Origin of the sequence: Roseovarius sp. A-2 (genome assembly GCF_002072155.1) — a bacterium.
Classification (GTDB): Bacteria; Pseudomonadota; Alphaproteobacteria; order Rhodobacterales; family Rhodobacteraceae; genus Roseovarius.
In genome coordinates this window covers 111,163-124,015 of record NZ_BDIY01000010.1, presented here as the reverse complement: position 1 = coordinate 124,015, position 12,853 = coordinate 111,163, and the positions used below count along the sequence as shown (strand labels likewise).

Below are 12,853 nucleotides of genomic sequence, written 5' to 3'. Positions count from 1 at the left end.
TGGTTCGGCCGCATAAGTGCAACTGTTAACCATCGCGACGTTCATGCCTTTTGCCGTGCGCTGGAAGGATCCCAAACCGGAGCGTCCAGCAGGGTGAAGGCGCGGCGTTCGCCCAGGATGAGGACCTCCAGCCCGTCGGTTGCGTCCGGTTTAACATAGGCAAACCCGAGGCTCTTTCCCGTCGCATGGCCGTAGCCGCCCGAAGTGCAGACTCCGACCACCCTGTCGCCCTGCATGACTGCCTCGCCACCGTAGATGTCGCAATCGGAGGCGTCCACTTCGCCATAGACGAGTTTCGTAGCCACGCCTTTCTGGCGGACAGCTTCGGTCGCGGCACGGCCTCGGAAATCACCCTTGTCGGGAGCATAGAAACGTGTGCTGTCGGCCTCGATCAGTGTGATCTCGTTGGTCAGTTCCGTATTCATACCGAGATAGGCCTTTTCCATCCGCAGGCTGTTCACCGCATGCACGCCGAAATCGGCAATGCCGTGGGGTTCGCCGACCTCCCAAATGGCATCGTAGAGCTTTACCAGTTCCGCCATCGGGGCATGCAGTTCCCAGCCAAGTTCACCCACGTAGTTCACGCGCAGGGCACGGAGGGGCACGTCGGCAACGGTGATCTCTTGCCCCGACAGCCAGCGAAAGCTGGGGGTGGTGAGGTCGGCGTCGGTCAGCGGTTGCAACAAATCACGCGCCTTGGGCCCGGCCACGACCAACATGCCGTAATCGTCGGTCAGATTGGTCACGGTCACATCGTTGCCCGCCTCGCTCAGCTGATCGAGCGCCTGCAATTCGGCCCCTGCCCCGGTGAGCACATAGAACCGGTCATCGGCCAGCCGGGTGATGGTCCATTCGCCGATGATCCGGCCATTTTCTGACAGCACATGGGTCAGGTTGATGCCGCCCTGTTTCGCCGGCAGGCGGTTGGCGGTCAGCCGGTCCAGAAGCGCATCGGCCCCCGGGCCGGTCACGTCGAACTTGGCAAAGCTCGACAGATCGCAGATGCCGACACGTTTGCGCACGGCGCGGCATTCCTCTGCCACGATATCGAAGGTGTTATTGCGACGAAATTGGAGGTCTTCGACAAAGCCTTCGGGGGCGAAGTATTTTGCACGTTCCCAACCGAAGACGGTGGTATAGGCGGCACCCTTTGCCTTGAGCGGTGCGTAAAGCGATGTCTTGCGCACTTCGCGCCCCGCTGCCGCCTCGCGCCCGGGCAGGGGCGTCACGAACATCTCGTGATAATCCTCGAAGCTCTTGGTGCGGGTATAGGTCTGGTCGGCGAAGGCGCCAAAGCGGCGCGGGTCGCAGCAGGCCATGTTGATCTCGCTGTCGCCATGGACCATCCATTGCGCCAGATACTTGCCGACACCGGCGCCTTGCGCGATACCGATGGACGCACCGCAGCACTGCCAGAAATTGCGCAACCCCGGCGCGGGGCCTGCCAGCGGATTGCCGTCGGGCGTATGCGGAATGGCCCCGTTGATGATGCGCTTGATCCCGGCCTCCGCAAAGATAGGCATTCGCTCGAATGCCTGTTCCAGCCAGGGCGCGATGCGGTCGATATCACCGGCGAACAGTTCGTTCTCGCTGTTCCATTCGGGAAAACCGCCGCGGCTGTCCCAGGCTTCCTTGGCTCCGTAATGCTCGTAGATGCCGACGAGGCCGGATTTCTGCTCCTGCCGGTAGTACCCGGCGGTGGCCGGATCGCGCATGACCGGCAATTCACCCTTCCAGTCCTTGAACGCGTCCAACGCCTCGGTGACGAGGTAGTGGTGTTCCATATTGGTGATCGGCGTATCCAGCCCGACCCAAAGACCGACCTCGCGCGCGTAGCACCCACCGGCATTGACCACGTGTTCGCAGGTTATGTTGCCCTGTTCGGTCACCACCTCCCATTCGCCCGAGGGCCGTTGGTTGATGTCCGTCACCCGGTTGCGGCGGACGATCGTGGCGCCGTTCTGGCGGGCACCCGCCGCCATGGCGTTGCAGGCGCTGGAGGGGTCCACGTGGCCATCCATGTTGGTCCAGGCCCCGGCAAGAACGCCATCGGTCCGCAGCCAGGGGTTTAGCTCTCTGATACGGTCGGGGCCGATCACCTCCATGTGGAAGCCCACATTGGGCGCGAAACCGGCGACGTAGTTGAACCAGTCCACCTCCTCCTGCGTGGTGGCCAGCCGGATGCCGCCGCAGCCGTGCCAGCCCGCGGGCTGGCCGGTGATCTCTTCCAGCCGCGGGTAAAGCGTGTTGGAGTAGTGATGGATCTTGGCCATGTTGTAATTGCCGATGAAGCTGGGGCACTGGCCCGCCGCGTGCCAGGTCGACCCGCTGGTCAGTTCGCCCTTTTCGATCAGCACCACGTCGGTCCAGCCCTCCTCGGCCAAGTGATAGGCAAGACCCACCCCCATCATGCCGCCACCCACGATCACCACTTTCGCATGAGACTGCATCGCTGTTCCTTTCCTCGTTGGGGCTACCAGGTGCCATTACCGGCAGACATCCGTGCCCTTGGCAGGATGATGTTGAAATTGTCCCGCAGTTGCCGGTCCAGCTGCTCGGGGATGTGACGGGGGAAGTGTTCCGCCAGAATCGCTTGCACCTTGTCCCTCGCGACCGCGCGGGCGTCGCGGGCACCGGCTTCTTCCCACGCGCTGATGCTGCGGCGATCGGCGATCCCGGGGTAAAGAAAGTCGGACTTCATCCGGGCAAAAGTCTGCGGATGGCCAAGATAGTGGCCTTCCCCGAGCACCACGTCGCTGATCGTGTCAAAGTTCAGCGTGTCCTCGCTGACCTCGATCCCTTTGACGGTGCGCAGGATCGCCCCGATCAGATCATTGTCCAGCACGTAGCTTTCGAAACTGGTGCCCATCAGGCTACCCTGCATACCCGCGCATTCATGGATCATCGAAGCCCCGGCATGGGCCGCCAGCGAGATGGTATATCCCTTTTCGCCGCCCGCCTGCATATCCGGCAGCTTGCTGTCGGTCATGCCCGCAGGGACCGAGTTGGGCAGGTCGTAAAAACCGGCCATCTGCGCGCAGGCCGCGGAAAGCAGCGCCTGTTCGCCGGAGCCTCCGGACATCGCCCCGGTGCGCAGGTCGCTGACGAAGGGCCAGGTGGCAAAGATGCCCCGGCAATTTGGATCAATAATGTTGCAAAGAACCAACCCGGCCAGCACCTCGGCACAGGCTTGCGCGACGGCCCCGGCCAAGGCGGCAGGCGCGGTGGCCCCGGCCTGGCCTGCGGCCACCAGAAGAATTGGCATGCCGGCCTCGACCGCCGCCTCCAGAGCATCGCAGCTTTCGGTCGCAAACCGCATGGGCGGTACGACATGGCAGCAGACAGCCGTGCAGAAGGGGCGCTCGCGGAACTTGCCCTCACCGCCTGCCACGGCGTCCAGCATCGGGATCACGGCACGCACGCTGGTGCTGTCGGTATAGCTGACCGCGATGGATTTCGTGGTGCCCGAGAGGCAGGCGTAGGTGGTGTTGATATCCAGATCGAGGATCGTATTCGTATCCCGCGCCACGACCGAGCGGTGATACCAGTGGATATTGTCCATCCGGTCCACCAGCCGCGCGATGTCATAGAGGTCGGCCAACGTGCTTTCACGGTATTTGCCGCTGTGGAAGTCCATGATCGTCGGGGCCGCCCCGCCGGTGCCCGTATGCACCCGCTTGCCGCCGATCTCGATATCATGCGCGGGGTCTATTCCGTGCAAGATGAACTTCCGCCTGGTTCGCGCAATCACATCATCGACCAATGCGCGCGGGAAGCGCAGGCGGCCCGCATCGTCCACCCAGCAGCCAGCCGTGACGGCGCGCGCCTCAAGGCTGGGGGTGATCTGGCTGAGACCAAGATCAGCCAAAAGCCGTAGCACCAGTTCGTGGATACGCACCATCTCTGATTGGCTGAGGGGATGGTACTGCCCGCCAACCATACCCGGGTTGACGGGGGCTGCCACTGCGGCTGCTTCGTGCCTTGTGCGGCCTCGGCGGTTCGGATTGCGAATAGCGATTGCGGACATGAGCGACCTCGCGGCGTTTCCCGAGGCTCAGTAAGCTGCGAATTAGCGGTTCTCTCAAACGATCATTTTGAATGCGACGCATTCCCACAGATCATGCGAAGGCTTCGCCAGGTTTGCATTCTTCCATCATCCATTGCAGAAAGGCGGCAATCTCGGGCTGCGTCACCTTGTCCTGCAATGCGCCGATGTAATAGCTGTGCCGAGTCTCCAACGGCAAATCCAATGGACAAACCAGTTGCCCGCTTTCCAGCATTTCATCCGTGATGTAGCTCCACCCCAGGGCAACACCGCGCCCGACCTCCGCCCCTTGCACCACCATCGGATAGCTGTTCAGACGGATGCCCCGGCGCACCGGCTGGCCAGTGACACCTTGCAGCGCCAGCCAAACCTGCCAGTCGACAGCGCCCCAGATATTACCGCCGCCATCCAGGTGCAAAAGTGTTTGATCGAGCAGGTCGGCAGGGCGGCGCAGTTCGGGGTGACCCCGCAGGTAGGTAGGACTGCAAACCGGATAGACCTTCTCGGCAAACAGCTTCCGGGATTCAACTCCCTCCCAGGCGCCTTCGCCGTAAAGCACTGCGACGTCGGCCTCGTCTCGTGTCAGGTCAACTGCCTGGTCCGTTGCCAGAACGCGCAGGTCGATATCCGGGTGACGTTCGGAGAACCGCACCAGCCGCGGCATCAGCCAGTAGTAGGAGAAGGCAACCGAGGCTGCAACCGTGATCTGAGGCGCATCACCAGTCGCACGCAACTCCGTCACACAGCGCCCGATTTCATCCAGCCCCCGCCTCACCGCATCAAACAACTGCCGACCCTCGGGCGTCAACTCGATGGCGCGGTGTTTGCGCAGGAACAAGGGTCGGCCAAGCGCGGCCTCCAGAGCCTTGATCTGTCGGCTGACCGCGCTTTGCGTCAGGCACAATTCGTCGGCGGCGGCAGTGAAGCTCATCCGCCGGGAGACCGCCTCAAACGTGTGAAGCTGGGACAAAGCTGGCAACGCGTATTTTCTCATCGCAGCTCCTTCAAACTTGCAAAAGCAGGATTAATGCATCGTTCAAAGAAATGCACAGCCTGAGGATACCTTGTCCAGACAGGAGATTTACTTGAACACAGCGGCCTGTGGGTCAAATGGATGAGCGTTCTGCTTCGATCTTGACGGGCCGCGCCCACATGCGGCCATTGGTGCGCCTGCATCGAAAGCGCACTTTATCCGCACTGTGCCGCCGTGCGTATCAGTTGGGGCGAAGACGCGGTTCGAGCCCATCCTGTGAGTTCATTTTTTGCTGCGTGCGCACGCAACACCGAAAGTTCTGCGGCGGCGTGAATTCTCACTTTGCTCCGCAGCTGAGAAGCCGGCCGATCGTGCTCGTTGATTTCGAGATCAGGCAGTGGAAACCGAACGAGGCAGGTGTCTAGGAAACTAGGGGCACCTCAGTCGCCAGTGTGTCCATCTCCTGTGTGATGCTATTCAGTTGTACGCCCATCAAAGTGTTCGTGCGATGCGTCGGCTTCAGCTTTGGTCTTGTGGACGGTGCCTTCGACGTGCTCGGGCGGCCCGTAGATTGTGTAAAGACGCAGTGGTTCCGATCCGGTGTTGATGACGTTGTGCTTGGCCCCTGCAGGAACGATAACACCGTCATCAGCCTTCACCTGGTTAGCCACGTCGTCGATCCAGACTTCACCGCTTCCTGTTTCAAAACGAAAGAACTGATCTCGGTCGTCGTGAACTTCCTCGCCGATTTCCTCGCCCGGCTTGAGCGCCATGAGCACCAGTTGAATGCTCTTTCCAGTATAGAGAACCTCACGGAAGTTGTCATTCTCTTCGGTCAGCTTTTCAATGTCGTCGGCAAAACCCTTCATCTTGGCGGTCTCCTTGAAGCAAAATGGCGCGAGTCGAGCTGTCTTCGCCGGTAATCGGTAAGCCCAGACCGTCGTGCAGTCTTTGACCCACGTCAATGCATTGCATATCCCGAATATGTTCAAAGGTATCAACTGGCAAATTGGAAGCAGGAGGCCGTCGGCGTTTTCGACACGTTCAAGGATCTGCAACAAGCGTTCTACGATCTGCGAATGGTCGGGATTCATCATTCCGACAGTAGCCTCTTGGCGGACGAAAAGGTTCTGAAAGAAAAGTTCGGCAAGGCATTCTGGCGGTCGGCCAAGTTGGAAGACGACCCGCTGGCCCCGCGCGCGCATTTCGTCTCCGAGGAAGCCATTGGTGAACTGGAAGGCGCCATAGTCGGAGGGTTCTTCTTTGTCGGCTCATACATCGCCATGGCCGCGATGCTCACGCCGATCAGCACGCTCGCCGCATCCATAGCCGCCATTGCAATCGGTGGCAGCCCGGCGGCAGTAATCGGAACGTTGCTGGCACGCCGCGTGGGCAAACACCACAAGGATTATTACACGAAACAGATCGAGCACGGCGGTATCCTTCTCTGGGTCCGGGTTCGTGACAAGGAGCGAGAAGAACTGGCCGTCAAGATCATGAAGGGTCACTCTGGGCGTGATGTTCATGTGCATTCATGGAGCAAATGAACCTTGCCAGACTACCGGTACGCGGCGTCGCGTTTTAGATTAAGCGTCAGTGTGACGCTCAATTGCTGCCATCCAGACAAATCGCCGCATTTGTCACTATGGGCTCGGAGTGTGAATTCGCCGCACGGACGGCGAAGGTCCGGTCCGGATAGACCGTTCGAGCCCGGCGGGTTGCCAGCCGGGCCCGAGGGGGGAGGCCCGGCGGGAGACCCCGTTCCTCAGAACGGGATCTCGTCGTCGCGGTCGACCAGCTCGGGGTTTTCGTTCTCGGCCGACTTCGGGCGGCTCAGGAAATCGACCTTCTCGGCGATGATCTCGCAGCCGTAGCGGTCGTTGCCCATGCTGTCGATCCACTTGCTGTAGTGGATGCGGCCATGGACGAGGACCTTCATGCCCTTCTCGCAGTGCTCGGCGACCGTCTTGCCGAGACCGTTGAAGCAGGTGATGCGGTGCCATTCGGTGTCCATGATCCGGTAGCCGTTCTCGTCGCGCAGGACGCGACCTTCCGAGAGGCGGGGGCGGGAGGTGGCGAGGCTGAAGTTGGTGATCTTGGTGCCGCCCTGGGTGGTGCGGACTTCGGGGGTCTGACCGATGTTGCCGGCGAGGATGACGATGTTCTGCATGATAAGCTCCTGTGTGTCCTGTCTTCGGGACCGTCCCTTCGACAAGACCCTGAAGAAGCCCGTCGGATGACGCGTGCACGGCGGACAGCATGGACGCCGGAAACCCCCAGAGGGCCGGGGTGGAGCGGGCAGGACGCCAAAGGCGGCCAACACGGCCCGGACTGACGCGGGGTTGCGCGCAGGAGACCGAACGGGATTAGGGGATTGTCAGTCGAAGGGATGGCCTAGAAAGCAGAGAGATGCGGGGAGCCCATGCCAGACCATGTCCCTTAGCCGATCGGAACTGTTTGACCCAAAGCCCAGCACCCCACCAGCGGCCAAAGTGACGATCACCAGCTCTCGCCCCCCTGCCCTTCCCTGCAGGGGAATGCAGGGCCTTGTCGCGACAGGCTATCGATACCGGAACATCCCGGACACGGACCGCACCAACGGCTGATTTCGATCTCGGGACATTGTCGCCCAACGCTCTGCAGAAAATGCGGAAGAAAGTCGCCAGGTCAATCTCCACGGTCTCGGATTGGCAGATGGCGAAAGGTTGCACCAAGGCGGAAGCCATCGCCACGGGATGAACCACTTTCTGGCCGAACTGATCGGGGAGAATTGAAACCGCTTGTGCGCCGGCATCTCAGGGTTTCCGGCACCCTGAGCTTTTGGCGGCGACCTGGTCCGGTCACGGCCGGAAACTACGGCTGTTCGTCAATGTGGCGAGGATAGATTGACGGCAGACGACATGGCTGCATGGAAAACTCCGGGTTCAGTCCGGGTTGGACGGATCAACTGCGTCCAACTCGAAAATCGTTGCCTCGGGTCTTGGTCCCATCACACGCGTTGGCAGATTAGGCGCAGGCAATTGCCCTCTGTGGTGCCCCTTCACCAACACAACCTTACCGCTGCGATAGCGCCGCTCATGTTCGCTCACCCAATGGCGAACAGGGCCGCTTCGCCCGTCCTGGACCTGACGCTCGAACTCAAGGCGAGCCTGCCGCTCCTCCATGTGAGCCGCGGCCTGCGGACCAATGCGGATTGTAAGATGGGATTTCTGCGCGCCTAGAATCCAGGACTTCCCGAATTTTCGAGCGGTCTTGGCATCCTTGGCTGTGAACGTCTCGTTTTCCGTGGGAATGATGCCACCCAAGTCCGGGGAAGCCAGCATCGCAAAGAGCGCGTAGGGGATGAAAAGATCGTAGCCTGTTTCAACTTGGTGCACCGTGCGCCGACCGTTGATCATTTCCATCGTATCACCGCTCCGCACACGGAATTCGACCATGGAACGGCTCAACTCGACTTCGACGTTGTCGTAGTTCAACTCGCCTGTCGGAGTTCGCTTCACGAGCAAAGCGCAGATTGGATCGACGACCCGCGAATTGTCGCGGCGATGGAACATCGTGATGCGCAAGTGGCCATTGTTTCGATCATCGATGAGATAGCCGCGTAGACCAGTGCCTATGGGTTTGTCGTCATGTCTCGTTACATGTGAAGCCCGTTCAAAGCGCGCGACACCCAGCTCTCTATCGTCAAATTCGACCCAAACAACGTCGGCGGGGAGCTTTACCTCACCCAGAATGGCCATTGCGGGAAGACCGGTTTCCGAAGCCTGCTTGGCGACTGCGTCATGAAGCGTATCGGCATAGGCTGCAGCCATATGGTCGAGCAGGTATACTTTTGCCTGCTGTAGGGCATCGAGCGCATACTCGCGAAAAAGCCTCAGATCCTCGGACGGCGTAAAGTGCCAAACCAGGTCGTCAGCAGGAGCCGATTTACCCGCAAGCGATGAACCGTATAAGGAAATCAATGATTTGTAGAGCATGCGACGTGACCTGAACCAAATACAACGCAGTTTCCGACGAACCCTGACGATGTTCAAGCTGCATTCATTGCACTGCAATTGACCGCTGATGTCTGGGCAAAGCCAGGTTGGCTGACGCTCGAGCTTGTTTTCTTAATCCAAAGGCATGCCGACCATCGTCGGCTCATTCTGCCGGCCGGCCGGAACGGTGGACAGGCGAAAGGCCCGGATCGGAGCCTTGCTCCGAACCCGAGCCGTCTTCGATCCCGTGAGCGTTACGCCCAGGGGTCGATCTCACCCACCACCTGTACCTCGTCTCCGTCGATCTCATCGGCGGGGACGGCGCCAAAGGTTCCATCACTTGCCTGGAAGACGACGATCGAAACCATGAGCGTGGCGGCGAGGGAGGCGGCGAAGGCATGTGCATCTTTGCGGGACATCTGTTTGGCTCCTGTCTTGGAGGCGGAGGACCATCCCCCGCGCGACAGGACCCCGCTGGCCCGAAGACTGGCTGACATCACCGGGTGCGTTCGGCTCGTCCGAATCCACCCGGCGGCACGGGCTCGCCCGTAGTCCGACCCCTCGCGGGTTGATCTCGAAGACAGGATTCGGGGCAAGGAAGGGAATGGCGAGCGGGGGATGGTGCGACCGCTGACTGGAGCCGGGTGTCCCGCTGATGCTATCGCTGCCAGCCTCCCGGCAGACATTTGGTAGAAGACCTCCTTCCGTGTTGGATTGGATCCTATGGTGCCCCGCGATCTCGCAGGACAGGGTCGTGATGGGTGAGAGGCCCGCACTTTGGCGGGCCCCTTGGATTTTTCAGGCTCAGGCGGCCAGTTCTGCGTTCCCTGCCCTATCGCCGTCCTCGCTGCCGACAATCTCCAGCCGCGCGTTGCGATAGCCTTCTCTGGCGATCCAGAGTTCCGCAGCCGTGACAGACTCGGCCAGGTGGAGCAGCTCCGTGCAACCGCCGAAATCCAAAAGGACACGCACCTGCCCGGGCTGTGGTTCCTCAGCGACCTCGAAGGTCAAGGCGCTATCCGCCGAATGGGTCCGCATGATCGTCACGAGTATGACCCCGTCCGAGGAGAAGTTCCCCTCGTGCAGCGTGAACGACGCCGGCGCCGTCCAGGTCGGATAGGGTCGTGGCGGCTCCTTCTTGACGAGACGGCCAACGCCGTTCGAGCGCTCCCAGGCCGCGAGTTTCTTCGTGAACCGCGCAGGCGGTTTCGGTGTGCTATCGGTGTAGCGAATGAGCGCGCCCAGGGGCGCGGTATCGAGAATGGTCGTTGCAGACATGATTCCTCATCCTGAATGCATCATGTTGCATTCATCTTATTGATATTGTTATGTTTTATGTGATTGAGGGCGGGTTTCCCCGCCCTCGGATGGCGCAGATCACTCCGCGGCCATCATCGATGCCTCATTGCTCGGCAAGTCCGCTGTAAGGAAGGCGGGCAGGTCGACATCTTCGGCCTGCTCGGTGTCGGAGTCAGACGCCCCCTGCCCTTCCACACCGTCGAGTGCCTCGAGGTCGTGACGGCGAAGAACCTCCGGCAACCAGCCGCTGCCTTTCAAGAGACGCTCGGCTTCGGTCGCCATCTCGCCCTTCTTCAGATGATCGAGGAGCTGCGCCGTCCCCTCCCCTTTCGCCTCGCGCACAGCCTCGAGGATCCGCACCTTGGGCACGCGGTTCAGGTAGGTATCGGCCGTCGGCTTCCAGCCCGCCTCGACCATGTCGAGTTCGACCGCCTGTGCGACCAAGTCGGACTGGGTCATCCGCCTGGTCAAACCGCTGGCCGAGATACCAACACCATAGGGGTTCACCTTCTCGTGGAGCGCGTTGATCCCGAAGCTGAGGCAATGCGCGAGCAGGGACAGCCGGCTCACCTGATCGAGGGAGGTCAGGTAATCCCAGAGAGCGGCATCGTCCCCAAGCGGAAGGTCGGTCTCCCACTCCGCGTGGCGATCGTCCACCAGCTTGGCCACTACGCTGTCCTTCAGGTCGCTCGCCTGCGCCGACATGTAGACGTGACGCACCGAAGCCTCGAGGCAGCTGCCGGCCGAACTGGACGTCCGGAAGGTATCGTTGACGAGCTTCAGGAGCAGCAGCGTCAACGCGACGTCAGGGGAGCGACCGACAGCTTCGCGCAGTGCCAATGTCCGGTGCGCCGTCAGCTCCATGATCAGCCGCTCGGGCAAGGGCTTCAGTGCACCATCGTCCTCGTCGTCAGGCACGTTGGCACCAAGCGCCTGACCGGCAGAGGTGATCACCGTGCCGTGGCCGATACCATCCACATTGCTCCCCGCTGAAAGCTCAACGCCCTGCCCGTCTGCCGCCTGTTCACCGCTGTGGACGTCGGCATCTTCCCGAGGCTCATCCTCGGGCCGCACGAAGCCCCGATAAACGGCAAGCTCGCCATAGCGGTCAAGCGTCACGAACGCCCCTGCCCGTGCGATCTCCTCATCGTCGAAGATCAGCGGCCGGGCCTCGAGCTTCTCCATCGCGACTTCCAACTCGCCAAGTCGCGCGTCGATCTCTTCGGGGAATTCATCCTGGCCCTCGTATTGCTCTTCGAGCGCCCGGCACTCGGCAAGCAGCTTGGCATGGGCCGCGCCTTCGTCATCCGTCATCGGCGCCGGGTCTCCGCTTAGCCGCCGCAAACCGTGGCTGTAGCCATAGGGCAGGTCGAGCGAGACCTCGATCCATTTCCAACCTTCGGTCGCAATCGCTTCGGCTTCAGCCTGAAGCTTTTCGCTGACCAGACGATCGAGCAGGGCAGGATCTTCTAGCCAACCGCCGTCATCGCCTTGGAAGAGGTCATGCAACATGGTGCCGCCCGCCGCCTCGTACGCCTCGACGCCGACAAAGACGGCGCGCCGGTCCGATGCCCGCACCGAGGTTTCCGTCAGCATCCGCCGGATCTGATAGGACTCCTTGTTCCACGAAGACTTGATCGCCTCCCAGACCTGAACCTGACGCTCGTGATCCGGATTGACCGTGAAGGCCATCAGCTGCTCCAGCGTCATCTCGTCCTCGGCGTAGAGCTCGAGCAGGGCAGGGGCCACGGCGGCGAGTTTCAGGGGCATTGCCAACTTGTTTTTGCGTGATTGAGAGGCGTGAGAACTGCGGCTGGCAGGCGGTTATTTCGGCAGCGTAGACTTTCCAGAGGTCGAACGCGTCGGCCCTGGCGTGGCGATATGAGATGGCAGAGAGTTGATAGCGGCGGGGACGAAAGACGACGTTGATCTGATCATGGGCATCCAGAAATCGCTGAGCCTGTCGGGGCGATTTGAACCGCCCCATCAGCTTCTCTCGTTTGCGGGTCGGTCGATGGGAACCTTCGATGCGGTTGTTGAGCCCTTTGTGCGCCCGATGATCAGCCTTAGGCGCAAGAGCCCGGATCGGTTTGATGTAACTGCGCAATTTGTCAGTCACGACGACACGCGGTTTGCCAAAGCGGGCGATCAGCCGCGCAAGGAAACGCTTGGCGGCTTTGGCATTGCGGCGCGGCTGAACAAGGATATCCAGAACGTCCCCGTTCGTATCGACCGCCCGCCACAACCATTGCTTCACGCCGTTGATCGGAACGACAACTTCGTCCAGATGCCATTTGTCAGCCGCGGTTTGACGGTCACGCTTGATGCAATCGGCAAAATGCTTACCAAACCGGTTCACCCACTTGCGCACGGTTTCCCGGCTGACGGTTACACCGCGTTCAGCCAGCAGATCCTCGACGTCCGCCGTGCTGAGCGCGAAGCGATGATAGGCCCATACGGCATAGGCCACGACTTCACGGGGGAAACGATAGCCCTTCAGGCGCGGCATCTCGGTTGGAATTCTCATGACATAACGTTAGACGCACCAAGATGCCTCAG

Annotated in this window: 10 protein-coding genes and 1 pseudogene; 1 reads left to right on the top strand and 10 read right to left on the bottom strand. The window is 61.0% G+C overall.

Annotated elements, in window-relative coordinates:
• Positions 1-41: 41 nt before the first annotated feature.
• The 4 genes from BHD06_RS13075 to BHD06_RS24340 all read right to left on the bottom strand — a co-directional run bounded on the left by BHD06_RS13075 (position 42) and on the right by BHD06_RS24340 (position 6,115).
• Positions 42-2,450 (bottom strand): FAD-dependent oxidoreductase, encoded by a 2,409-nt coding sequence (locus tag BHD06_RS13075; protein ID WP_080457429.1) that lies wholly within the window; start codon positions 2,448-2,450, stop codon positions 42-44.
• A 23-nt stretch (positions 2,451-2,473) separates the two neighbouring features.
• A complete protein-coding gene (locus BHD06_RS13070) occupies positions 2,474-4,027 on the bottom strand; it encodes a trimethylamine methyltransferase family protein (RefSeq protein WP_080457428.1) in 1,554 nt (517 codons plus the stop codon).
• Positions 4,028-4,118: 91 nt separating this feature from the next.
• Positions 4,119-5,039, bottom strand: coding sequence for a transcriptional regulator GcvA (gene gcvA / locus BHD06_RS13065; RefSeq protein WP_080457427.1), 921 nt, complete (start codon positions 5,037-5,039; stop codon positions 4,119-4,121).
• A 452-nt stretch (positions 5,040-5,491) separates the two neighbouring features.
• Positions 5,492-6,115: a cupin domain-containing protein gene (locus tag BHD06_RS24340; protein ID WP_254892408.1), complete on the bottom strand. Its 624-nt coding sequence runs from the start codon at positions 6,113-6,115 to the stop codon at positions 5,492-5,494.
• Here BHD06_RS24340 and BHD06_RS13055 point away from each other — a divergent pair.
• Complete coding sequence (locus BHD06_RS13055) at positions 6,098-6,565, top strand: hypothetical protein (protein WP_254892407.1); 468 nt, start codon at positions 6,098-6,100, stop codon at positions 6,563-6,565. The two genes, BHD06_RS24340 and BHD06_RS13055, sit on opposite strands and share 18 nt — an antisense overlap.
• A gap of 218 nt (positions 6,566-6,783) precedes the next feature.
• Here the strand turns inward: BHD06_RS13055 and BHD06_RS13050 are convergent, their stop codons facing one another.
• The 6 genes and pseudogenes from BHD06_RS13050 to BHD06_RS13030 form a co-directional block, all read right to left on the bottom strand.
• Positions 6,784-7,188, bottom strand: coding sequence for a single-stranded DNA-binding protein (locus BHD06_RS13050; RefSeq protein WP_080457424.1), 405 nt, complete (start codon positions 7,186-7,188; stop codon positions 6,784-6,786).
• Between the two features lie 754 nt (positions 7,189-7,942).
• A complete protein-coding gene (locus tag BHD06_RS13045) occupies positions 7,943-8,995 on the bottom strand; it encodes a hypothetical protein (protein ID WP_080457423.1) in 1,053 nt (350 codons plus the stop codon).
• Between the two features lie 254 nt (positions 8,996-9,249).
• Positions 9,250-9,414 carry a hypothetical protein gene (locus BHD06_RS23770; RefSeq protein ID WP_176214352.1) on the bottom strand — a complete coding sequence of 55 codons (165 nt, stop codon included), beginning with the start codon at positions 9,412-9,414 and terminating at the stop codon, positions 9,250-9,252.
• Positions 9,415-9,799: 385 nt separating this feature from the next.
• On the bottom strand, positions 9,800-10,273 hold the full coding sequence (locus BHD06_RS13040) for a hypothetical protein (protein ID WP_080457422.1): 474 nt from the start codon (positions 10,271-10,273) through the stop codon (positions 9,800-9,802).
• 99 nt (positions 10,274-10,372) lie between these two features.
• Positions 10,373-12,064 (bottom strand): DNA-binding protein, encoded by a 1,692-nt coding sequence (locus tag BHD06_RS13035; protein WP_254892406.1) that lies wholly within the window; start codon positions 12,062-12,064, stop codon positions 10,373-10,375.
• A 49-nt stretch (positions 12,065-12,113) separates the two neighbouring features.
• A pseudogene (locus BHD06_RS13030) lies at positions 12,114-12,821 on the bottom strand (IS6 family transposase); the annotation flags it as partial.
• Positions 12,822-12,853 lie beyond the last annotated feature (32 nt).

What these genes read in the sequence shown, in the direction of transcription:
- BHD06_RS13075 (WP_080457429.1), bottom strand. Translation starts at nt 2,450, where the DNA reads ATGCAGTCTCATGCGAAAGTGGTGATCGTGGGTGGCGGCATGATGGGG.
- BHD06_RS13070 (WP_080457428.1), bottom strand. Translation starts at nt 4,027, where the DNA reads ATGTCCGCAATCGCTATTCGCAATCCGAACCGCCGAGGCCGCACAAGG.
- gcvA (WP_080457427.1), bottom strand. Translation starts at nt 5,039, where the DNA reads ATGAGAAAATACGCGTTGCCAGCTTTGTCCCAGCTTCACACGTTTGAG.
- BHD06_RS13055 (WP_254892407.1), top strand. Translation starts at nt 6,098, where the DNA reads ATGGTCGGGATTCATCATTCCGACAGTAGCCTCTTGGCGGACGAAAAG.
- BHD06_RS24340 (WP_254892408.1), bottom strand. Translation starts at nt 6,115, where the DNA reads ATGATGAATCCCGACCATTCGCAGATCGTAGAACGCTTGTTGCAGATC.
- BHD06_RS13050 (WP_080457424.1), bottom strand. Translation starts at nt 7,188, where the DNA reads ATGCAGAACATCGTCATCCTCGCCGGCAACATCGGTCAGACCCCCGAA.
- BHD06_RS13045 (WP_080457423.1), bottom strand. Translation starts at nt 8,995, where the DNA reads ATGCTCTACAAATCATTGATTTCCTTATACGGTTCATCGCTTGCGGGT.
- BHD06_RS23770 (WP_176214352.1), bottom strand. Translation starts at nt 9,414, where the DNA reads ATGTCCCGCAAAGATGCACATGCCTTCGCCGCCTCCCTCGCCGCCACG.
- BHD06_RS13040 (WP_080457422.1), bottom strand. Translation starts at nt 10,273, where the DNA reads ATGTCTGCAACGACCATTCTCGATACCGCGCCCCTGGGCGCGCTCATT.
- BHD06_RS13035 (WP_254892406.1), bottom strand. Translation starts at nt 12,064, where the DNA reads ATGCCCCTGAAACTCGCCGCCGTGGCCCCTGCCCTGCTCGAGCTCTAC.